At 43.8% G+C, this 24,425-nt stretch carries 12 protein-coding genes and 3 pseudogenes; 12 read left to right on the top strand and 3 right to left on the bottom strand.

The features are described 5' to 3' along the window. The first annotated feature begins 90 nt into the window (after positions 1 to 90). The 9 genes from HRQ85_RS23620 to HRQ85_RS23580 all read left to right on the top strand — a co-directional run bounded on the left by HRQ85_RS23620 (position 91) and on the right by HRQ85_RS23580 (position 16,661). Positions 91 to 5,619 (top strand): type I polyketide synthase, encoded by a 5,529-nt coding sequence (locus HRQ85_RS23620; RefSeq protein ID WP_172380730.1) that lies wholly within the window; start codon positions 91 to 93, stop codon positions 5,617 to 5,619. A 91-nt stretch (positions 5,620 to 5,710) separates the two neighbouring features. Further along, positions 5,711 to 9,796 carry a non-ribosomal peptide synthetase gene (locus HRQ85_RS23615; RefSeq protein ID WP_172380729.1) on the top strand — a complete coding sequence of 1,362 codons (4,086 nt, stop codon included), beginning with the start codon at positions 5,711 to 5,713 and terminating at the stop codon, positions 9,794 to 9,796. Next, entirely contained in the window at positions 9,793 to 11,382 is a 1,590-nt protein-coding gene (locus HRQ85_RS23610) for an MDR family MFS transporter (RefSeq protein ID WP_172380728.1), read from the top strand. Before HRQ85_RS23615 ends, HRQ85_RS23610 begins: the two co-directional genes overlap by 4 nt. Then, a complete protein-coding gene (locus HRQ85_RS23605; protein ID WP_172380727.1) occupies positions 11,379 to 11,996 on the top strand; it encodes a hypothetical protein in 618 nt (205 codons plus the stop codon). The genes HRQ85_RS23610 and HRQ85_RS23605 overlap by 4 nt, the downstream gene beginning before the upstream one ends. A gap of 122 nt (positions 11,997 to 12,118) precedes the next feature. Continuing rightward, a complete protein-coding gene (locus HRQ85_RS23600; RefSeq protein ID WP_253918875.1) occupies positions 12,119 to 12,397 on the top strand; it encodes a hypothetical protein in 279 nt (92 codons plus the stop codon). Positions 12,398 to 12,483: 86 nt separating this feature from the next. Next, the gene (locus HRQ85_RS23595) at positions 12,484 to 13,488 is read left to right on the top strand and encodes an HlyD family secretion protein (RefSeq protein WP_172380726.1); all 1,005 of its coding nucleotides are present in this window, start codon (positions 12,484 to 12,486) and stop codon (positions 13,486 to 13,488) included. Between the two features lie 2 nt (positions 13,489 to 13,490). Further along, entirely contained in the window at positions 13,491 to 14,252 is a 762-nt protein-coding gene (locus HRQ85_RS23590) for a 4'-phosphopantetheinyl transferase family protein (protein ID WP_172380725.1), read from the top strand. A 317-nt stretch (positions 14,253 to 14,569) separates the two neighbouring features. Then, complete coding sequence (locus tag HRQ85_RS23585) at positions 14,570 to 15,226, top strand: response regulator transcription factor (protein ID WP_172380724.1); 657 nt, start codon at positions 14,570 to 14,572, stop codon at positions 15,224 to 15,226. Position 15,227: 1 nt separating this feature from the next. After that, positions 15,228 to 16,661 (top strand): sensor histidine kinase, encoded by a 1,434-nt coding sequence (locus tag HRQ85_RS23580; RefSeq protein WP_172380723.1) that lies wholly within the window; start codon positions 15,228 to 15,230, stop codon positions 16,659 to 16,661. Between the two features lie 113 nt (positions 16,662 to 16,774). Here the strand turns inward: HRQ85_RS23580 and HRQ85_RS26505 are convergent. After that, positions 16,775 to 17,065, bottom strand: a pseudogene (locus HRQ85_RS26505) (DUF2913 family protein); the annotation flags it as partial. A 750-nt stretch (positions 17,066 to 17,815) separates the two neighbouring features. Here HRQ85_RS26505 and HRQ85_RS23575 point away from each other — a divergent pair. The 3 genes and pseudogenes from HRQ85_RS23575 (at position 17,816) to HRQ85_RS23570 (ending at position 21,294) form a co-directional block, all read left to right on the top strand. Further along, positions 17,816 to 18,970, top strand: coding sequence for a hypothetical protein (locus tag HRQ85_RS23575; protein WP_172380722.1), 1,155 nt, complete (start codon positions 17,816 to 17,818; stop codon positions 18,968 to 18,970). A 222-nt stretch (positions 18,971 to 19,192) separates the two neighbouring features. Further along, positions 19,193 to 19,539 (top strand): annotated as a pseudogene (locus tag HRQ85_RS26280) (IS6 family transposase); the annotation flags it as partial. Positions 19,540 to 19,698: 159 nt separating this feature from the next. Then, complete coding sequence (locus tag HRQ85_RS23570; protein WP_253918874.1) at positions 19,699 to 21,294, top strand: peptide ABC transporter substrate-binding protein; 1,596 nt, start codon at positions 19,699 to 19,701, stop codon at positions 21,292 to 21,294. A 477-nt stretch (positions 21,295 to 21,771) separates the two neighbouring features. Here the strand turns inward: HRQ85_RS23570 and HRQ85_RS23565 are convergent. Together HRQ85_RS23565 and HRQ85_RS23560 are read right to left on the bottom strand one after the other, a co-directional pair. Beyond that, positions 21,772 to 22,270, bottom strand: a pseudogene (locus HRQ85_RS23565) (DDE-type integrase/transposase/recombinase); the annotation flags it as partial. Positions 22,271 to 23,425: 1,155 nt separating this feature from the next. After that, positions 23,426 to 24,346, bottom strand: a complete 921-nt coding sequence (locus HRQ85_RS23560) for an IS5 family transposase (protein WP_172380721.1) — start codon at positions 24,344 to 24,346, stop codon at positions 23,426 to 23,428. Positions 24,347 to 24,425: the final 79 nt, after the last annotated feature.

The following is a 24,425-nucleotide window of genomic DNA, read 5'->3' as shown; positions in this document are numbered from 1 at the left end:
GATTGAAGTACTCCTTTATTTTCAAAGGAGAGGTCCCTTTTTCTTTAAATAAGTACCAATAAATATGACATACAACCCGTGAGGTAGCATATGAAAGACCAAGCAACACTGCGCGATAAAGATATAGCTATTATTGGCATGTCAGGCCGGTTCCCTGGTGCAGAAGACATCACGACGTTCTGGAAGAATCTCGTAGAAGGGCTGGAAACCATTACAACATTTAGTGAGCAAGAGCTTCGCGAATCAGGTGTCGATGAAGAATTGATTGCCTCTCCCAATTATATTCCCCGCCGAGGCATTCTCGGTAACGCACAATATTTTGATGCGCACTTTTTTGATATTACCCCTCGTGATGCGGAAATCATGGATCCTCAACATCGTGCGTTTTTAGAAAGCAGTTGGCATACTTTTGAAGACGCGGGATACGTGCCCTCGAATTATCCAGGAAAAGTTGGGGTTTTTGGCGGTACAGGTACGGCGTGGCATTTGAACAAAGTTTATTCTCATCCGGGTGCCAGTCAGTTTGCCAGTGGTGCGTCAGTCGTGACGAATAATGATAAAGATTATGTCACGACGCGAGTCTCCTATAAGCTGAATTTAAAAGGACCAAGTGTGAATGTGCAGACGGCATGTTCAACCGCAATGGTGGCTGTGGTAATGGGGATTAACAGTTTGTTAAGTTACGAGAGTGACCTCGTGGTTGCCGGTGGTGTATCTATTGATACGCCGGAGCGCCGTGGCTACAAATACATGCAGGGCGGTATGGAGTCTGCGGAGGGACGCTGTTACGCGTTTGATAGTCGTGCTAACGGTACGGTATTTAGCCGCGGAGTTGGGACTGTGCTGCTCAAACGTATTAAAGACGCAGTCAAAGATGGCGATCACATCTACGCCGTGATCAAAGGTGGTGCGATCAACAATGATGGTAGTCTCAAAGCTGGATTCACCGCGCCAGGCATTGAAGGACAGGTTGAAGTTGAAAAACAGGCGATTTCCAACGCCGATATTGATGTAGAAAACATTCGCTTTGTCGAAGCGCATGGCACGGCAACAGCGTTAGGTGACCCGATTGAATTTTTGTCATTGTCGCAAACCTTCCGTCACTTCACAGATAAAGAACAGTTCTGTCGCTTAGGCTCGGTTAAAACTAACATCGGCCACACCGATGCTGCTTCGGGAGTTGCCAGCCTGATCAAAGCTTCAATGGCACTAGAATCCGGACAGCTGCCAGCCTCGCTGCATTATGCTGAGCCGAATCCAAACATCGAGTTTGAAACCAGCCCGTTCGTAATGAACACCGAACTGACGGCGTTTAAACAGCTGGATAAGCCAAACAATGCGTTGGTCAACTCCTTTGGTGTCGGAGGTACCAATGCTTGTGTGATTCTCGAAACGGCACCAGAGGTCCAACCGGGGGATGCACATAATTCGCCACTCATGATTCCGTTCTCTGCTCGCAGTCGTAAGGCATTGAATGAGATGAAACAGCGTCTGGCTCGTTACGTGACAGATAACCCAAATGCAAATGTTGCGGACGTGGCGTACACCATGCAGGTCGGTCGCAAACAGTTCGAATTTTCCACCTCGGTTGTCGGTAATGATCGTCAGGCCATTATTGATGCGCTGGTTAAGCCTTCTCTGATTGTATCTGGAAACAAATCGAAGCGGCCAATGGTGTTTATGTTCCCAGGGCAGGGCAATCAATATCCTAACATGTCTCGTGATCTTTACCAGGCGTATCCGGTGTTTAAGCAGGCGATGGCTAAGTGCTGCGAATATCTGTTGCCTATTCTTGAACAGGACCTGCGTGAGATTATCTTCCCACAAGATGAACAAACAGCGGCTCGCATTAACGAAACTCAATTCACACAGCCTGCGTTGTTCGTTGTTGAGTACAGTTTAGCTCAGCTTTGGATGTCATGGGGTATCCAGCCCGATATGATGATTGGCCATAGTGTCGGTGAGTACGTGGCGGCATGTTTATCAGGTGTGTTCTCGCTGGAAGATGCACTTAAAGCTGTAGCGATTCGTGGCAAACTGGTTCAGGCTCTGTCAGCGGGCGCAATGCTAGCTGTTCTGATGGAAGAAGTTGATCTTATTGAGCGCTTATCAAACAGTGAACTGGATATCGCAGCGGTCAATTACCCAGAACTCTGTGTGGTTGCTGGTGAGCTTGAAGCGATAAAAGCGTTCCAATATGAGCTAGAAGAAGAAGGCATTTTCTGCAAACACTTGGATACGTCACATGGTTTTCACTCAAGCATGATGGATCCAATGTTGCCAGCGTTCAAAGACGTTATCGATGGCATTGAATTGAATGCTCCCCAGATTCCGTTCGTCTCTTCGGTGAATGGCGAGTGGATCAGCGATGAGTTAGCACAAGATAGCGACTACTGGGTGCGTCATGTCAGGAACCCTGTGTTGTTCTCGCATGCATTCAAAACCCTGATAGCAGATCAGCAGGATGGCTTCGTGGCATTAGAAGTGGGGCCTGGTCGCTCTCTGGAGTCCGCGGCTAAGCAACACTTCCGTGAAGAAGATGGTTTGAATGTTGATATATTCGCGTCTTTGCCCACTGCGAAAGAAGCAGAGATGTCCGGTGAATACTTCGTCTCAATGCTGGGCACTTTGTGGGCTCATGGCGTTAAAATTGACTGGTTATCTTATTATGGTGATGAGCGCCGACATCGCCTGTCTTTGCCGGGTTACCCGTTCGAGCGAAATGAATTCAAGTTGCCTGAGCTGAAAACAGGTAATGCTGAGAGCCTATCAATCAGCAATGCAGAAGCAGATTTGAAACGCAAGAAGACTGATATCGGTGACTGGTTCTATATGCCAGCTTGGAAGCGAACCATTCCTGCTAACTTCATGCCGAGTAAAAAAATTCAAGAAAAAAATGATTGTTGGGTGGTTTTCGCTGACGAGTATGGCGTGGCTGATCAGCTGCATTCTCAGCTTTTGGCATCAGGTCATCAGGTCGTAACTGTGTTTAAAGGCGTTTGCTATCAGGAGAATGTCGTCACCAGCGATAGCGTAAAGAGTTTCGTTATTGATCCCACGTCTCGTGAAAACTACATCCGACTGTTTAAGGCAATCAGAGCTCAAAAGATGAATCCAGTTCGCATTGTCGATCTGTGGAGCTTTTTTCCTGAACAAGGCGATGTTGATCTTGAACTGTGCCGTGAACACCAGTTGGATTCTTTCTACAGTCCGTTGTACCTACAACAGGCACTAGTGAATGAGAACTTATTGGATAATCTCCATCTGTTGTTGGTGACCAATAATATCTTCAGTGTCTCTGGGGAGCGAGTTTACGCGCCTGAGAAAGCATTGTTAGTAGGATCTGCGCGTGTGTTTTATCATGAGTATCCAGAGGTTCAGTGTCATTTAGTCGATATCGATTGGCCTGCAGATTTAGCGGATAAATCGGCTCATTGGACTGTAGAGCAAGCTGCACGTTGCTTGATTGCTGAAAGTAATATCAGCACCGACGGCCAATTAGTAGCGTATCGAGGCGGATGCCGTTGGGAGGAAGACTATCAGGCGGTCAACTTAAAGAAGCAAGAGCCGGGGTTACCTGCGCAATTCAAAGATGATGGCGTTTATCTCATCACTGGTGGATTGGGCGGCCTAGGTATGTTGGTAGCTGGTTACATCTCGGAAATAAGTAATGCAACGCTTGTTCTGACTTATCGCAGTAATCTGCCTGAACGCGAACAATGGAATGACTGGATTCAGAATCACCCAGTCGATGATCCTATGAGCGAAAAATTGGTAGGTGTCCTGCGCCTTGAAGAGCAAGGTAATACGATTGACTTAGTCAATGTGGACGTTTGTGATTATGTGGCTATGTCGGAAGTGTTTGAGTGTTATGATCGCTTTGATGGCATTTTCCACACTGCTGGTATTGCAGGTGGTGGCATTATTCCGCTCAAGTCTGATGAAGATTGTGCCAGCGTTCTGGAACCGAAAATTCTTGGTAGCCTGATTCTGGATGACTTGACCAGAGACAGCCAGCTAGATTTCATGGTGCTGTTTTCATCCATCAGTTCGATTATCGGTGATGAAGCTCGAATTGATTATTGTTCTGGTAATGCCTTTATGGATGTATTTGCCAGCTACCGGAATCAGAATCGAACAGGTCGAACTGTCGCCATTAACTGGGGTAAGTGGGGAGATGTAGGCATGGCGGTTCAGTGGGCTCGTGAGTTAGATGAAAAAAACAAAGCCAACCAAGTATCTCTAGTACAAACAGGGCTGCTTACGCTACTCGGCCGTAAAGGGATGGAAGAAGAATATCGAGTCAATCTGGATGTGCAGAATGATTGGGTAATCAACGAGCATAGTCTGTCGAATCATCCGACTTTGGTTGGTACCACTATACTGTCGATGCTACATACCCTGATGTGTCATTTCAAGCCTCAAGAGGCGCTTCAGGTTAATAACTTGCTGTTGACTAAACCAGCGATTTACTACAATGCATGGCCACGTGAAATGCGCCTATATGTGCGCAGTGAAGGATCGGGCTATAGCTTCAACCTGCGTAGCCGCGGTGTCTGTGACATCGAGTGGGACGAACATGCACTGGGCAATCTTGGCCGTGGTGTAGAGAGTGAGGAGAGCCTTGCTGCTCTAGATTCACTTGAAGCGATTCAGTCTCGCTGTATTAAGAAACTGTCTGACGACTTAACTGGCAAGGATTACATCAATGCTTTAACGGGTGAAATTTTCCTGTCGCTTAGTGAGCGTTGGAATGGTTCTAAGTGCGCATGGCAAGGCGAGGGTGAGTGGTTGATTCATAATGCTCTCGATGCTCAGTTTCAGAGTGATTTTGAACAGTACCCGTACCATCCTGCACTAATTGACTCGGTATCTATTCGTTGTATCAACCTGCTCTCGACAAACAATTATCTACCAATCAGCTACGGCAAAATCAGTTATCTGGCACCGCTAGATGGAGATTGTTACGCGCATATCAAGCTTAAACAGCCGTATCAGACGGAAGATAGCATTATCACTATGGATGTAGCTTTCCTATCCACTGACAGCAAGCCGTTGATGGTTTTAGAGAACTACACATTAGTACGTATGAAAGCTGAGAATCAGGTTGCTGCGTCTACGTCAGTGCCTGTTACAGCTGATGTTGCCGTCGATGTTTCAGACAAGGACATTCTGTACTACGAAGGCCTAGATGCGCTGAAACGACAGCTTGCACACCTTGAGTTTGAGCACCTCGTCGTGGTGACCAGTGATCTGAGGCAGCTTATCTATGAAGCGATTCCTGAACAGGAAGATGAGCTGCTGGTTGAGCTGGAAGCGGAAGTCAGCCAAGGGCACGCCCGTCCAGAAATTTCTGTTGAGTATGTGGCTCCTGAAAATGATATTGAAAGAGAGGTCATTGCAGTTTGGCAGTCGATTCTAGGTATTTCAGGTATTGGTGTTGATGATAATTTTGTCGAGCTTGGCGGTAATTCATTGCTGGCGGTGCAAATTGTGTCAAAAGTGTCAGCCAAGTTTGAAGTCGATATTCGAGTGGATCTCTTCTATCAGGATCAAACAGTAAGAGGGCTGTCCGGCCTAATAATCGAAGCGTTTGAATCTGTTCTTCAGAGTGAGTAGAGCTCATCTCTCGGGCGTGAGCCCTAGACGTTCATCATCTTCGATCTGCTGCAAAGGCAGCCAAATATTTCAAACGGTAAAGGGCAGGGTTATGATTACTAAAACGAATCAGATTTTGAACTCTATGGGGCTCGAAGAGCTGAAAAGGCTCGCCAGAGAGAAAAAACAGAAAAAGGCGCATCTCATGGAAGAGAAACGCTCTTCAATGACGGAGTCAACACGAAAAATATTTCCTCTCACCAATGCGCAAAAGAGCATTTGGACACTGGGCCAGTTCCTTGAAGACAATATAGCCTATAACAACCCATTGGCGATCACCTGCCACATTGATCATGAGTTTGAGCCTGGCAGAGTCGAACGAACTCTGACGAAAATGGTTAATAGTCACGACATATTCCGCACCACGATCCGAGTAGTCGATGGCGAACCTTGCCAGTGTATCGATAACCTGTCCAGCTTTGATTTTAGCTTTGATGACATTACTAGCATGCCAGAAGTGGACAAAAATCTGTGGGTCATGCGAGTTGCTCGTGAAGAAGGCAGAAAGAAATTTGAGCTCACTAGAGGCCCGCTGTTTCGCTGGCGAATGACAAAAACTCAGCCGGGTGAATACATCATCATGCTGACCTTCCATCATATTGTTTCGGATGGTTGGACAGTGAGTTTATGCTTCAAAGAATTCATGACTACCTATTTTGGCCAGGCGGTAGATCATTCAGCACAATTTACCGATTACGCCTTAAAGGAGAGCCTCCGGCTTGAAAAAGGAGAGTATGAACAGGGTCTCAACTACTGGCGCGATAAGCTCAATGGTTTTCAAGGTGTACTGGAGCTTGCAACCGACCACCCTCGTCCGGATACACTTACTTTTGAGGGAGGTTATGTCAGCCATCCACTTTACGCTGACTTCTGTTATCAGCTTCAGTCTTGCGCAGCAAAACAGGGTGCTACTATCTTTCACCTGATGCTGGCGGCTTACCAGTTACTTCTGTACAAACACAGCAACCAGAACGACATTGTGATTGGTGTGCCTTTTGCCAATCGTAGTGACGCCCGGACGCAGGGAATGATGGGGCTGTTCATGAACACGCTACCACTGCGCTTTAATCTCAATGATGATTCGCCTCTTTTGGCTGTGGTTGAAGCCGCGAAAACAGAAAGTGAAGAGGCTATTGCTTATCAGAACGTGCCGTTTAATTGCATTCTGGATGTCGTCGACTATCCGCGAACTACACATGTTAACCCGCTTTATCAGGCGGTTCTGACTTATCAGGTTTACCCCCACTCACGAACCAATACCTTGTTTAGCTATTCGCCACTCAAAGTGGATTATGGTGTGTCTAAGTTGGATCTTAACCTATGGGTCGAGGAAGATGGTGACGGTTTGTTATGCACATTCAACTACAGCACAGCGCTTTTTGAACGCGCCACCGTGCAGAGAATGCTGCGTGATCTACACACCATATTAATCGCATTGGTAGAGCACCCACAGCAGTCGATTAAAGCATTGTCATTGGTGACTGAAGATGAGCGTCAGTCTCTGCTTAAAATGTGCTTACCCACAGAGGGAGGTCAATGGTTGCCGGTTCATCACCAATTTGAGAAACAGGCGCTAGTTTGCCCTGAAAACGTGGCCGTGCGTTGTGAAGGTCGTGAGCTTAGTTATACCGATCTGAATGAACGCGCCAGTCAATTGGCTACGCAATTGATCTCTCAAGGTGTGATTTATGGTGAGCCTGTCGCGATGATAATGGAAAAAAGCGAACATAGCGTGGTCGCGATGTTAGCGATTCTAAAGGCGGGTGGTTGCTACCTTCCCATCGACATCAATCTGCCAGAGTCCAAAATCGACTTCATCTTAAATGATGCTAAAGTTAAGCGTGTTTTACTCGTAGGTGAAGTCCCCATTGCTTTAAAAGCACTGGCTATACAATCTTCACTAAATTGGGTAGACATTCTGAATATAGAAAAGAGTAACACCTCACTAATACGTACCAATCAACAAGATCATCTTGGCGATGGACCTGCGTATATTATTTATACCTCTGGCAGTACAGGGGTCCCCAAAGGTGTGTATGTTCACCACTCTCAACTTAGCCATTACTGCCGAGCGATTGCTCCGGTACTCAAACAAAGTCACAGAGCGCGTTATGGTTTAATGTCTTCCTTCTCCACAGACCTGGCTCATACCATGTTATTCCCCGCGTTGGTCGGGCAAGGCGAGCTGGAGATAGTGACTAATGGGTTGCTGGAAAGCCCTGAAAAACTCGCCGGCTATATGAAAGACAAACCTCTTGATTGCATGAAAATTACGCCGACACATTTGTCCACTTTGTTGAACGTCCCGAATGCGCAGCACCTGCTTCCTGAGCACACACTGGTACTTGGTGGCGAGCGTTTACCTATTTCCCTGATCGAGAAAGTCAAAGCGCTGAAACCAAGCTGCCAGATCGTCAATCACTATGGTCCAACCGAGTGCACGGTGGGCGTGACGACATTGACGATTCCCGAGAACATCGCGGATTTTGGTTATCAGGTTGCGCCTATTGGTCAGGCTATCGATGGTAGTCATGTACTGGTTCTTGATGCTCACCAACAACTGCTTCCTGCGGGCGTACCCGGTGAAATTTGTATTGGTGGAGCGCAGCTGGCTTCTGGGTACCTTGGTCTTGATGAGCAAACTCAGCGTCACTTTGTTCCCCACCCTTATTTGCCGGGAGAGTATCTGTATCGCACCGGCGATAAAGGCCGCCTGTTAGCGGATGGAAATCTTGAATATATTGGTCGCTTGGACCGTCAGGTCAAAGTGCGTGGTTATCGAGTTGAACTCGCCGAGGTTGAGCAGGCTTTAGGGTTGATTGCTAATGTCGAATGCGCGGCGGTTGTTCAGCAGAAAAAAGAAGAAACCAACCGTTTGGTCGCTTATGTTGTGGCCAGTGAAATTGGCATTCAGGAAGAGATTAGGGCTGCGCTGAGGCAGCAATTACCCGTTTATATGCAACCAGAAGTTTGGGTGTGGCTCGACTCAATGCCAATCACCGCGAGCGGAAAAATTAATTATCAGGCGTTGCCAGTGGCTAAGTTAAATGTACAGACGTTAGCTTCTGTGTATCCGAAAAATCAAACGCAAGCTCGCTTGCTGATGTTGTTTCAACAAGCTTTAAATACCGAGCAGATCGGTATTGATGACGAATTCTTCAATCTTGGGGGAAATTCCATCAGTGCGTTGAAACTGTTAATTGATGTGAACAAAACGTTTTCTACTACCTTGACCCTAGGTCAGATATTGAAAAATAGCAGTGTTTCTCGACTCGATAAATTGATCGAACAGGTATCTGATGGTGCTGAATATGGCTCTTCGATTGTGATGCTTAATCAGGGGAGTCCGCAACACAAGTCGACCTTACTGCTGATTCACCCTGCGGGCGGTAATGTGCTTTGTTACGATGAGTTGGTGAAGGGGCTGAACAAAGAATATCCGGTTTACGGTGTCCAGATCGTTGATTTTCAGGGGGTGGCTGATTATAACCGTCAAGTGACGACGTTAGCTGAGCACTACGTGAAGCACATTGGGGATCTGATGGAACGTTCTGATTTAGTTATCGGTGGTTGGTCACTGGGGGGAACCATTGCTTTTGAGATGGCGTGTCAGATCCAGACATTGACAGGAAAACAGCCAAAGGTTTTGGTTTTCGATCAACCAGCCCCTCAAGTGAACGTCGATAACAGTGCCAGTATGGATAAGCATGAGCGTCTCGCTTACTTTGCTCACAAGGTAGAGTTGTTTACCGGAATGTCTTTTGATACAACGGGCCTGCAATTGGCGAAGATGTCACAAGCGGAAAGAACGCAGGTATTTCTAACGGGTTTTCGTAAAGCGAATTTGGTGCCGGATAACATCAGTGCTGAGGACTTCCAGCACTTTCTTGACATTCTTCAGGCTCATATGAATGCGACAGATGAGTACCAGGGGCAGCTCTATTCTGGTCCTATAGTGGTTGCGGAAGCAGAAGAGGTCTTAATTGGCCGTACGCTACTTAAAAAGCCTGGTTTGGGCTGGCAGGCATACAGCGAGCAGCCTTTGATCATTGTCCCCGCAAAGGGCGACCATATCTCCATGATGAATGCGCCCCACATTGGTGACTTGGCGCCCCGTCTACAGGAGGTATTATATTGACTACGATTGCACCTTCGAGACCAGAAAACGAAGTTGTTGTTTCAAGGAAGGAGTGGTGGGTCATCATTGGTGGTCTCATCGGTGGTTTTATGGCGATTCTGGATATCCAGATCACGAACTCCTCCATGAAAGTTATTCAGGGGGCACTGTCAGCGTCTCTGGATGATGCGTCTTGGCTGATGACCTCGTATTTTACAGCTGAGATTGTCGCGATCCCACTTTGTGGCTGGCTATCCAAAGCACTGGGAACAGGCCGCTACGCTTTATGGTGTATTGGCGGTTTTCTTGGCTCGTCTTTTCTTTGTTCGATGACTTGGGATCTTGACTCGATGATTGTCTTTCGCGCTCTGCAGGGTTTTTGTGGAGGGGCGTTGATCCCGTTGTCTTTTCGGTTGATCATTGAAGTCTTGCCGCTAGAAAAGCGACCGATGGGGATGTCATTATTTAGTATTATCGCCACATTTGCACCGGCGATAGGGCCGGCGATTGGTGGCTGGCTCACGGAGCACTTCTCATGGCATGCGATCTTTTACGTCAATGTGTTACCGTCAGTGGTAGCGTGGGCTTTGATTCAACGTTCAATGAAGCACCCCATCATTAACTGGGCAATCATTCGTCACGGCGACTTTGTTGGCGTTGTATCGGTGATGATGTTTCTCGGTACGCTGGAAGTCATTCTGGAAAAAGGCGGCGATGAAAACTGGTTTGACTCACGCATGATTTGTGTACTAGCAACACTCTCTACCATTAGCTTGGTTATTTTTGTCTACGATCAAGTGGTTCATCGTAACCCATTGATTAATATTGATTTATTTAAGGGGTTTCAGTATTCCTATGTGTTAATCATTTTTGCCATGTTGGGGTCTGCTATCTACGGTACATTGTTTTTGGTGCCGTATTATTTGACTATGATTCACGATTATAACGCGACAGAAATTGGTCATGTTGTCATCTGGATGGGGTTACCTCAGCTCGTTATTCTGCCGATGATCCCATTTCTCATCCGTCGCTACAATCCTAAGTATCTTATCTTTATCGGTTTCGTTGGCTTGGCCATCAGTGCCTTTATGGACAGCCACATGAATGCTGATTTTGCCGGACCGCAGATGATCGCATCGATGTTGGTTCGCGCGTTAGGCCAGCCGTTTATTATGGTGCCGCTCTCCATATTGGCGACTCAGAATATTAAAGCGCAGGATGCTGCCTCATCTGCAGTGTTAATCAACGTATTTCGCAGTTTGGGCGGTTCAATGGGTACTGCGATGCTGTCTACTTATTTCACTATTAGGAATGACTTTCATCTTGATTCAATCAAGTCCACCTTACTGGCTGGGAGTCAGCAGTTTTATAACTATTTGGGTGAGGTAAAGAGTTTGTTGGTCAATCTGGGATTGCCTTCTGGTAGCACAAATGTCCAACAAACTGCAGTGAGTGTTTTAGGTAAAAGGATAACAATTCAATCACAAATAATGGCCTTTAACGATCTATTTATGATTATGGGGATCATGATGCTCGCCACTGCAATCATGGTATTGTGCTCAAACCGTGATTTTCAACTTCGACTGAAAAAAGAGGAAACCGCATGAGTGATAAAACATCGATGAGCGTCTGGAGCTATCTGCTGTCTTCGGAAGCAAGAATGACTATCATAGTTCCTATTCTTATTTACAACCTGACTTTTTGGGGGGGAGGGGCGGGAGCGGCGTTGATCGTTACCGCGTGTTACTCCGCATTGCTGGAGTTGTTTAGCAAACGAAGTGGTTCTCTGTCCATCATTGCTTTGATTCTGGTCTCGGGCACTACTCACTATCTTTACCTGCACGGTTACACCTTGTTCGAGATTGATCAAGAAAGCGTTTTTCTTTCGGTGGGAGGGTCTCTATCTGTCATTGTCGTGTTCGGGTTCTACTCTATCATTGGGCGCCCAGTCGTTCGTACGCTGGCGGAAAATGCGCTCCCTCGTTTGATGCAGTTGCCCGTCTATGGTTCTCTAAAATACGCTCAAGTTTGGCAGGAGATTTCTTTGGTTTGGGTTCTCGTTTACGCAGTAAAAGCGCTGCTCGTGATTAAGTTTTCCCGTGATATGCCGGATTACGCTGATTATTTTGTTTTCATTGGTGCTTGGCCGTTGACATTAGCAATGATTGCTTTCAGCTTTTATTGGCCTGGCTTTCGCTGGTCATCGGAGGCAAGCGCATAAACATCAAATGTGCTTGATAGCGACCTGCAAGGAGCTACGACAACTAGCAATTTCCGCTCCGCCAACCAGCTGTTCGGTGAGTAAAACAGGGTGAGTTTTTACTTTCATACACAGGGTTTTCTATGGACCCATATGCGCGACCATGCCCGAATAAAAATACTTTATGTGCAGAGTTGATTAAGTTGGGTCGAGTGATTCAGGGAGAAAACATGGGTAAGGTCGTCGAAAGTAACAGCCTTAAATATCAGGTCGGCAAAAATATTGCTGCAATTACAAATTTGATCGTTTTGTCGAGGGGATTGGAGCCCGTTTGCCCGAGCTGTGTGGATATCTCGATGTTATCTCTCTTTCACTTTTCACGGCCAAGTGCACTGGAAAATTGGTCAACTCAAATTTCGTGAAATGGTGTCGAAAGGTTGGCAAACATACCGATAAACAACTTGGTCAAGTTTAATGCTCTTTGCTTTTTTGATTGGTTGGTTGTGCTATGAAAAAAATAATAAAGATTTTGATTCCATTGATGTTGCTGGTTTCGGCTGGAGATGCCTATTGGTATTACTACTGGCGTTTTTTCCAGACCACCGAAAATGCCTATGTTCAAACGGACATTACTAACGTCAGTTCTCGCATTAACGCGGAAGTGATAAAAATTAATATTAAGGACAATCAGAAGGTCAAAAAAGGCGATTTACTGGCGCAGCTGGATGATCGTGAGTTCTTGATTAAAGAGCAGCTCGCTGAAGCGACCTTGGCGCAAAGTCAGGCGGAACAGTCGAACGCGGACGCGGCGTACAAGATGCAGAAAAGTGCTATCGAAGAGTACCAGAGCAAGGTGACATCGGCGAAGGCCAAATATCAATACTCACTTCAGCAATACAAGCGTTTGCAGGCTCTAGAGAAGCAAAACTATGTGTCTAAAGGCGAACGTGATAACGGCGCGTCTTCCTATAAAGTTGATGAAGCTGCGTATCTTGAGGCAAAGGCCAGCCTGAAAACGCAACTAGACAAGCTCTCAGTACTGGAAAGTGAAATAGAGCAGGCTGACGCTATGGTCAAGCAAGCCACAGCCAGTTTGTCGCAGGCGAAGCTAGAATTGGGTTACACCCGAATTGTGGCTCCAATAGATGGCGTGATCAGCAATCGTAACCTGCAAGTCGGTATGATGGTGCAACCGGGGCAATCTGTGGTGAGCATAGTCTCTGATCGCACTCCGTGGATTCTGGCGAATTTTAAAGAAACGCAAAAGTCTCGCATGCACAAAGGGCAGCCTGTTGATGTCACCATTGATGCCTACCCAGGGAAGACCTTCTCAGCACGAATCGACAGTATATCGCCAGCCACAGGCGCTACCTTTGCTTTGCTACCACCAGATAACGCGACGGGCAACTTTACCAAAGTGGTGCAACGTGTACCGGTTAAGATTGTGTTCAATGATTCGGTTCAGGTCGACAATGGGTTATCTGCGGTTGTTACTGTGGATACGAGGCAGTAATTATGGCGACATTATTTCCTGACATTGACGCCATAGTGGGAGCGCGTGATCTATCTGAGCAAACAAGCGGTCGGTTTCTCAACAAGGAGCAAAGGTTTCTTATCAATGGCGCGAGTGTCTTTGTGTGTCAGTTTAACCAAAGCCTCTATCACGACACCTTGTTCAAGAAGTTAAGGATTCAATGTCCTGATGGACTTGGCCGCGCGGTAAGTTCTAGACGAGCCGAGTTTCTGGCGGGTCGTTATGCGGCCAGACAGGCGATATCTGCTTGCGGAGGACTGGTTGCTAACGGAGTTCAGGTCGGGGTTGGAGCAAATCGTTGCCCAACATGGCCAGATGGAATTTTAGGTACGATTACCCATTGCGATGATATTGCTACATGCGCAGTGCTTCCTGCTATTCAGAACATCAGGCGCTACATCGGAATGGATATTGAGAAAGTGTTAGCGACCAAAGTGGTGCGTGAGATATCCAGCTCCGTTTGTTCTGTATGGGAGTGGCAGCGTCTGGCGTCACTGCCGTTTAGTAACGATATCATCACCACAATCATCTTCTCCGCCAAAGAGAGTCTGTTCAAAGCGATTTATCCCTATATTGGTGAGTATTTCGGCTTTGAATGTGCTCAGGTTAAATGTGTTGACCCATACAAACAGCGCATATGGCTGAACTTATCGCCTTCGTTGGTGGCGGAGTTGGGTTTTCGTGAAGTGGAGTGTCATTACACTATACAGTCTGATTACGTCATCACCTTTCTTTCTCAATAATCGTTCTCTTTGGTGAAACACGATGGAAGTATGAGCATAAATTTATGTACTTAGGATGCTCAACAAGATTAATATAATCTAATAGTTTTTGAACTTTTAGTTGGCACGGTTAGGGCCAAAAATGAAATATTTAGACGTTTATTAAATGCTTTTTAGTTTAGATGAGTTCTATGGTTGATTTCTATGATCTCCCAAAAGTTCTGAAGACTGGCACGGATAGATTGAAAGTAGCGAGATTCAGTGAATAAAAACCATCGCCAGTGACCTCTTACCTCACAGTTGAATGGGGCACTATACACAGAACAGAGGTAGATAACATGCGCGTATTATTAGTTGAAGATGACCTTATGCTTGGTAATGCGATGACGGCCTCCCTTGCCAGACACCACTATATCGCAGATTGGGTCACATCAGGTGAAAATGCTCTTCATGCACTGCAAACGGATAGCTTCCAACTGGTCATTCTTGATATTTCTTTGCCGGGTATAAGTGGTTTGAAAGTACTTAAAGAACTCCGGAGTAAAGGGGATAGTACGCCCGTTTTGATTCTCAGTGCCCGTGACGAACTCAATGACCGTGTTTATGGGCTCAATCATGGTGCAGACGATTATCTTGTTAAGCCTTTCCAGCTGGAAGAACTACTCGCGCGTATGAAGGCGCTAATTCGTCGATCTGTGGGTATGACTGATGACACTATAGTGGTGAGGGGGGTCTCCGTATCGATGAACTCACACAAAGTTGCGGTTGCTGGTGAATGTATTAACCTGACGCCGAATGAATTCAAAATCCTCCTCTATTTGATGACGAATGCCGGCCGAGTGTTAAGTAGGGCTCAGATACTACAAAATATGCACGGTTGGGATGAAAGCGCCGGACTTAATTCTATTGAGGTGCATATTCATAATCTGCGCAAAAAAATGCCGAAAGGTATCATAGAAAATATTCGAGGAGTCGGGTACATTATCCAAAACTAATATGAGACTGAATTCTGTTAAGCTTCGTGTTGCATTGACGAGTGTGCTACTTTGCCTCGTGGTTATTAGCGCCTCTACCATTTGGGTCTATTGGAATACTCGTCAGGCAATTACCGATGTCGATGACGCACGACTGCAGGAGCTCAGTGAGAGTTTTTTAAAGGTGTTGCTACTGACCGAGCCCTTTGTGATTGGTGGAGACCGAAACATAGTCCCAGAAACCGTTTTCGCTAACATCACTAGTATTATATCCTCCAAAGACAAGCTAGAGAAATGGTCACGCGCTAAGCTGTTTAAGGATAATTTCGCTTTTATTTTGCTTGATTCTCAAGGGGAGGTTTTAGGTAGTTCTCCGAATGCGCCACCTGTAGATTTAAATATGATGCGTCACCCCGGCTTGAACGATATTCAGGACCAATCCCGTATGTGGCGTGGTGTGACCATGCAGCTAACGCAACAGAAAACGGGTGGCTTAATGTGGCTCTGGCTAGGGGAAGATAAGCACCTGCGCAGCGAAGTCGAAAATAAGATTGCTATCCCTGCTATCGTACCCATGCTAGTGGTAACGCCATTCTTATGTTTGCTCTTGGTGCTCTTTACTTATCATTTTTTTGCACCGATCAGCCGTTTGGAAAAGGAAGTGTCGGATAAGTCGATTAATAACCTTTCCCCACTCAATATTACAGATGTACCAACTGAGCTGTATAGTTTAGTTAATCGTTTAAACTACCTGTTTGATCAAGTTAATGCCGCTTGGCAAAGAGAAAAACGATTTAATCAAGATGCTGCACATGAACTGCGAACACCCCTGACAATCATAAAGCTTAATGCGCAGAATGCCCTTGAAACTCAGAATGCTAAGGAGAAAGACCATGACCTCAAGCAGATTGAGCAGACTATCACTCGCTCTGAGCGAACCATTGAGCAGCTGCTGACATTGGCAAAAGTAGAGAGTGGGTTGATTGTTGATTTAAGCCAAACAGTTGATATTGCGCAAATATTGCGCAGCGTGATTGCTGTACTGGTGCCCCTTGCATTGAATCAGCAACAAAACATTACATTAGAAACAAATGAGGAAACCTATGTCATTCAAGGGAATGAGGTTTTCCTTAACTGTTTGTTTCGAAATCTGATGGACAACGCAATTCGCTACTCTGGAGAGGGAACCCGAATTTGGGCTGAAGTTAGTGAGCATGAAGAGTATGTACAGGTTGTGATTGCCGATAGTGGTCGGGGAATGAGTCAGATAGATATGGACCGGCTCTTTGAACGTTTTTTTCGTGGTCGGGAAATGCAGAATAAAGTCCAAGGTACAGGGCTAGGGATGGCCATTGTTGAGCGCATTATAGCTCTGCATCGGGGAACAATTAATGTGAGTTCTCAAGGGCGGGGCCTGACATTTATCATCACCTTACCAAAGTCCCGTTTAATTTAGTTTTCAAATTAGGATGTCAGCTCTCGTCTGAATCAATACATTTAAGCGGTCTTAAGTTAAATGTATTGATTCTAATGCGCAAATATATGCGCTTAGTGTGTTTCTGAATTTCACTATTGCATTTCAGCAAGAAAAAGTTCGTGCTGATTTATCGAGTCGATAAGTTCCGGGGCTCGTTCCAATTGGGTGGCATTGAAAGTGGGATAATTTATTTTCATTTATGGTTAAAACTATGATCTTTTTATTATGTCAAGGTTTACCAGTAAGCTTTAGAGTTTTTCGGCTCAGGCCTGTTTTGTGTAGTTGGCTTGATAATTTAAATCGTACAACCTCGTTTTTAGGTTTTCTCCTTTTTTACGTGCCAAGTTGAACATCAATTTAAAATCCTTTTTGATGTTCGATAGGTTTTAGTACTCACCATTGTTTCATAGATAACGCCGCAGGTGAGACAGTTGGTGTGAGTGTTCTTGCTATACACGTCACAAATTGATACTAATCTCGTTATGGCGGTTTTATTTTTGAGTATTTTATCATTGCTTCCTAATGATAAAGAGGCTAACCTCTTGTTGTTGAAAATTCTACTTGGCCTCGTTTGAATTTATAGTTCATTCGAGGCTTTGTATTTTCTACTGCTCTCTCACAATTATAGGTTTTGTTTATGGCAGACAACTAAGAGCACTCAGCTTCAAGCTAAATCTTTTCAGTTTTTCTCTTGATCCTTTTTATTTTTAAAATCTATTTTCCTTAATAGCACGTATATTGATAATACAAGAATGGTATATCCTGTATCTACGATATGAGTTGTTCAGTTTTATCAAGAAAGTATCTTTGTGTTTGTTTAGCCTAGCTATAGAGGAGAGCAATATGCTTTTGGGCTCTGTCGCAAATGTAGTAAAGGCGTGATTGAGCTATTTTACAGATACTATGATACTGCGAGTGCGTAGAACCGTTCAAAGGACGTTTTGATCTTTAGTACCTATCTGTTTTCCAGCTGCATCTCTTTAACTTCGCGACAAAACCGTGGCGACTCATATATCGGGTGCAGCATGACACTAATCTCAATTATAAAATGTTGATGAAATAAGCTTTTTACATCAAAAAATGTTTTGGTAAGGTCACGTATAACTTCAAATTATCTGCACTTAGGTGAAATAATGCTTTTTTCCGAAATGATTTCTTTGTCCAAGTGGTTTAATGACAAAGAATCTTTATTCAGCCCTATTCAAAAACTTGCCGCTTTACAGGACATACTAAATGGCAATATTGCCGCTCGTAATCCAAACCATCGTCAAATCGCATCGATCTTGCCATTTACTGCAGAAAAAAATCTTGCTCTTGATGCCATAAAAAAACTTTCCTTGTCTGAGCTTTCCAATGATCAAATAACATGTTTATCCTTACATGATACAGATAAATTCATGGGTATCGACGCATACAATTATCTAGAGTCTATCTTCAAGAACGAAGTGCATGATTTAGCATATTTAGCTTCAGAAGTTAAAAAAGCACACTCTGCTCTTACTCAAGCGAAGACAGCAATTAACGCTGTAGCTCAATCAATGACACCGTATGCAAAATTAATCGAAGAAGCGCAATACCTTGAAGACCAAGCGAGATTTAGCATCATTTTTAAAGAAGGAGTGCAGATCAACAATCTAAAAGATTTAGAAACTAAATCTAAAGAATGGAATACCATTATACATAGTATTGGGGTTTCCCTTGGTGTCTCTCCTAATGAGTTTAAAGTGCTTGGAGCTAGAAATGGAAGCCTAGTAATTGACCTCTATATGGGTGCTGCTGCAATTGTACCAATAGGCTTTATTCTTAGTCGTTCTCTATCAATAATTGAAAGCTTTGCAATAAGTATGAAACGCTTAAAGGCGATTTATGAGTTAGAGATTGATGATCCTGCAATTAAAGAGATTGACGAAGACATTAAAGCAATAAGTGAGAAGTATTTCAGTCATAAAAAACTCGTTTCGGCTAAAAAAATTGCCTCTCAGATTCTTGATGAAACTGAATGCCCACCTGAAAATAGACCTGAAGCAGAAAGTAATCTTGAGTCAGCTATTAAAAAGATACTTAACCATCTGCGCAAAGGCGGAGAATTAGATGCATTTGTTCCAACAGAGCACAAAACCAACGAGGAGGAGCAACTACATGACCAAGATTCTCAACATAGAGCGAATGAACTTATCCAAGAGTTCAGGCATAAAAAGCTTGGCTTGAAAAAAGAAGAAATTATTCAGCTATTAGAGCACTTTAACTTTGAAGATGAAGAAAGTAGTAATGAAAATGATGTTACCTAGATTTGTTTAATGTTATCTAATAATTGTTAGTTGAGCGCCTGTTTTGTTTTTAGTGCGCTCGTTTCCCCTCAAAGCCATTGTGTCTAATTTTGGGTTGTGCAGCGTCTGCGTAATATCACAATCTAGCTCGTTCACAATTACGCCAATATATTTAACCTGAGCATTTTTGAGAGCACTCGGCCAGGGGGTGTCGCTTTTCTAAAATCTGTGCGGAAGTATAGAGTGCATGATTTCAAAGGCCGTCACTTTTCTGGTTGGGCTGTTCGTTGGTACTGTAAGTATGTATTCGTTACCGTTAGCTCGATGAAATGCTCGAAGAACGAGGCATCTAAGTCGATTACACCACATTCTATCGATGGGGTCAGAAGGGCTTGAAATAGAAAAACGCTTGCACTGGTATTGGAAGTTAGGGTGGACTTCTTCATGGCTGATTGATGAAATCTATATCTGTGCAGAGAGAGGGACTGGATTTCTATTTGTTACCGACTCGTAATGCAAAAGCCGCTAAACGTTTTCTTAGCAAAGCCTTGCGTTGTATTAAGTTGTGTAATCATCCTTTAATCTTGTCATACGGATAGAGATACGGCTTACATCCTAGTGATACTCGCATTAAAGGCCTGTCCGAACTATTGCAGGAAAAATGTGTCTGACAGAAAGGCTATTTAACTTTTAGTCTATTCTTCATCCCTGATTAACTGGATCTCCTAAAGCTTTGCAATGGAGCCGTTTTGAACGATGAAAACAAACACATTGAAAAAGGGAAGAGCATGATGAAGAAACTACTGATAGCATCAGTATTAAGTATTTATGCATGTTCATCTTTTGCAGCTCATGTACCTGAAGGGACACAGCTTGCCATAGAACAAGATTTGACTGTAGGGAACGGCTCTGAGCCAGTTTCTATTGATCCTACGCTTGTCTCTGAAAGTGTTGGCCAACGTATTGCTTGCGATTTATTTGAAGGACTAGTATCGGAAGGGATGTCTGGTGAGATTGTTCCCGCATTAGCGAAAAGCTGGGAGGTTTCTGATGACCAACTGACATATACGTTTTATTTACGGGATGCGAAATGGTCTGATGGTTCGCTAATAAAAGCTCAAGATGTTGTTTATGCATGGCAGAGGTTGGTCGACCCAAAAACAGCTGCAAGTAATTCTTGGTATTTAGGTGATGCTCATATCGTTAATGCTAAGCGGATCTCTAATAATGAGTTACCTATCGATACACTAGGTGTAGAGGCGGTGGATAACAAGACGTTGGTTGTACATTTATCGACCCCAACGCCTTATTTTATATATATGTTAACGAATCCGGTCACCTTTCCGCTAAAACAAAAAGTTGTTGAAAAGTATGGTAATGCTTGGACGAAGCCTGAACATATTGTGGTAAATGGTCCCTTTAAACTCAAATCATGGGTAGTCAATGAACGATTAGTTTCGGTACGAAATAGTCAATATTGGGATGATGAACATACAGTTATTAATTCTGTTAGTTATTTACCATTAGAAAGTTCGAATTCTGAATATAACCGTTTTAGAGCTGGGGAAATTAATCTTACACTAGGTATTCCTCTCGCTCTTTATGAAAAAATTAAGCAAGAGATGCCAAGTAAGCTAGTTAACGAATCAATTCTTGCTACCTATTACTATCTTTTAAATACAAGTAAAAAACCATTTGATGATGTGAGAGTAAGAAAGGCTCTATCTTATTCTCTTGATCGAGATATTATTACTAGACGCGTGCTCGGCGAAGGACAAATATCAGCTTATTCCTATGTGCCTCCCGCAGTAAGCAATTATAAATCTGTCGTCGTAGATTGGCAGTCATTAAGCCAAAAAGATAAGAATGCAAAAGCTCGAGAACTTCTCGACGAGGCTGGTTTTAATAAAGATAATCCTCTAGTGTTTACTTTATCTTACAATACGAGTGAAGCCCATAAGAAAATTGCAGTGGCAGTTGCATCTTTATGGAAACAGAACTTAGGAGGAGCTGTTAAAGTTTTACTTTTGAATGAAGAATGGAAGAGTTATTTAGAAAGCCTGAAAGAAGGGAATTATGAAGTAGGTAGGTATGGGTTTGCAGCTGATTACAATGAACCTTCTACGTTTTTATCATCATTTACTTCCAATAAAAACATTTATGGTCATTGGGGGAGTAATGAATATGACTCGACCCTAAATAGGGCAACAAAGGCTAAAAGTAAAATTGAGAGAGATAAATTCTATCAGAAGGCTGAAAAAATACTAGATAACAACATGCCAGCAATTCCTATTTACTTTTATATACATGCTGCGCTAAAAGGTCCCAAGTTATTAGGTTATTAGGTTATTAGGTTATTAGGTTATTATGAAGGTAATCAAATGCACTATGCTAAGGATTTATATTTCATAAAATAGAGATATAGACATGTATTTTCTCTATTGTCTAATTTTTGTATTTATATAAATTAAACTGATGTTTATATGGCACGTAAAAATGATTCAGCCTAGCAATGAGGTTGTATGAGTTAAACGTAAGTAATGGTATGGATGCAGGTCACTCCTTAATCTAAGGGGCAATTAGAAGTAGGGAAGCGTAGTACTGGGACTTGAGGAAGCATTTAACAAAGTGAAGAGTGATAAGCCAGATTTAACACGTATTGCAGAAGCTCTTGAGTTTATCCCAAAAGAGTATAATGGCCACCATCGTATGAATTGACTTACTGTAAACCGCGTTTAGGTTATCAAGACATGCGCTATTGTTACCGCGGGCTTGTTGCAAAAATATTCGAAGGAGGACTTCGAATACTTACCTTTCTATTTTTAGTTGAAAACGACCTCAACATTGAATAAACGACTCATGAAGGCGGCTCTCTCCTTTACAAGAGTTTTACGCTCATCATGATGTAACCAGAAATCAAACTGACCTTTGTTCAATATCCGTAGAGACTCGAATCCCTGAATGGTTAACCAGGCTCGCTTTCGTATTTTTAAACTGCCTGTACTTACAACGAGTTTCTTGATGGGAGCCTGATCGGATTCAATACCATTATTGAGATACTTCACTAGCTGTTGATCGATATCTGTTCGAAGTCGCCCTGCCTTCTTCAGACGGGCAATCGCATTGGCATGGGAGGAATGCTTATCGATGTTTAATGTATGAGGCTGTAATTCTTTTGGATAGTGACGCAGACATCGCTTCAAGAACTGATAAGCTGCGCTTATGGGAGAAATAGTAATCCAGTATATCGCCTTGCTTGTTGATAGCTCGGTACAGATAATGCCATTTCCCTTTTACCTTGACGTTGGTTTCATCAACCTGGCTGTGTATCCAGTGGTCAGGGAGAGCTACCCGAATAATTCCCTAGTCTCATGTAAAGCTTTGAAGAGTAGCAGTTGGTCATGCGCAAAAAGAGGTCATATTGAACTTTTTCATTGATTTACTCTTTTGAGAGTCCGCTATGTTTATCACTATTTTGCTCTAAGGGTTAATTACTCTTAATTTTTCTGTTCATATTGTTAGTGAGTATCTCTTAGTTGAGAAAGCGTCAAATTCTCGGATTACTACTCTAAAGCTCGTAAAGCCTCACCTAGTAGGTCTTCTGGCGAGAGGGTAGAGCGGGTTTTCATTATGTTGTCTATTCTTCTTGTAGAGAAAGAGTGATAAGTTTTCTCTTTACTATCAAAGTCCTCTTGCCTTCTGCCGTATGCTATGTAGATATTAGTGAAAGTACACTTCCTTTCTCTCACTGAGCAGTTAATTTGGCTGAGTCTTTTTTGAAGACCTTCAAACATTCTGTCGAGGCTTTGGTCACTATTTGCCTTAGTAAAGTGACCATATATTTCAGAGATAGTGCTCTTTATTGTTAGCTCAAACCTATGTACTCCTAGTTTCATTTAAAAATAGCTCAAGTATTATTGGGGTTCTGTCACACGTACTATAACCCAAAAAATTGAAAGTTATTGGTTAATCTATCTTAGTAAATCTTGGTTCGTATTGTTATCCGCTCATATTGGTAAAACCAATTGACTTCGAGTTGTAAAATATATCGTTGAGCCATTGAGAGCTCGATGAGATCTTATAACTGAGCTAATAGCCCAGCAATGGTCATAGTTTTCGATATTATCGATACCTGACTCATGTAAAGTACTCAGAACTAGCTCTCGTTGCTCAGATGTACAGAGTGTTTCTAGTTTATACCCTGATTTTAAACGACAAAATACCTATTTCAACAAACGTTAATTAGATGATAAATTGTTGTCTTTTGTTCTTTTTATTTGCAGTTTGTTTCATATCAAATTGGTTGGTGATCAATAAATGACACCATTTACACTAGATAACGAGGAGCATTTTGATATTGGTGAATTAGCCATTGTGGAAATGTTCTTAACCTTACGTTGTTCAGAAAAATCGAGCAAGATCGGCTTTGTTGCTTAATTCAGAGAGAAGGCATGCCTGCCCCATCGAGCTTAATTTTTAATCGATATACTGTGTTTCAGGCATACCAAGCCCTGTAAGCTTATTCAAGGCTTTGATCATAGCGTAAGTCTCGCCAACTCGAGCGTTGTAGTTCCTCAGGCTTAATGTCCCACCTAGTAGCTGTTTTACTCGGTACATTGCGGTCTCTGATAGAGAGCGCTTATGATAGCCATACCGCTTTTTCCACTTCTTGTTGGAGCCGTAGAGCTTCTGGCAACCTACCGCTAAGTTACGAGGATGCCCTTGTTCCCAGAAGGCTGCCCCTTCTCTTGGCGGGATGAGCGGAACAGCTCGCTTGATCCGTATGGCATCATGGCAATTCCTTGTGTCATAAGCGCCATCACCTGATATCTCAATGATTTTCCGACGTGTCTGATTGAGTAAGTTGGGGAGCACTTCGGCATCGGTTACCTTAGATAAGCTCAGCTCTGCTGCGACTATTTCGTGGGTGCTTGTATCTACTGCGATGTGCAGCTTACGCCAGCCTCTGCGCTTCCCATCAGTTCCATGCTTCTTGACCTTCCATTCACCTTCGCCATAAACCTTGAGACCAGTGGCATCAATGGCTAGGTGTTGTATCGCACCTCTGGTTTTAGTTTTAAATRAAACCTCAACATCCTTAGAACGACGGCTTATACAGGTGTAGTGTGGGCAAACCAGAGGGATGTTAGCCAGCTTAAAGACGGAGTCTAGAAAACCTTGCAGCGCTCTCAATGGCATAGAAAAAAGGCGTTTCACCATCAGAGCGGTAGTAATGGCTAAGTCGCTGAATCGGCGAGGCCTACCATGCTTGCCTTGTTTGTTTTGCTTCCACTCGGCTATCGTCTCCTCATCAATCCAAAAGGTCAGAGAGCCACGGTTGATTAAGGCTTTATTATACTGCTTCCAGTTAGTTGTTTTGTAACGAGGTTTAGGCATGAGACTACGACGATTGATGGGTGTATCCGATCAGATCGTAGCTTCCTGATTTAGTTCCATCGATTTAAGCAACAAGGCC

It is taken from the genome of Vibrio sp. Vb339, assembly GCF_902751245.1.
Lineage (GTDB): Bacteria > Pseudomonadota > Gammaproteobacteria > Enterobacterales > Vibrionaceae > Vibrio > Vibrio coralliirubri.
This window is presented reverse-complemented; position numbering and strand designations above follow the sequence as displayed.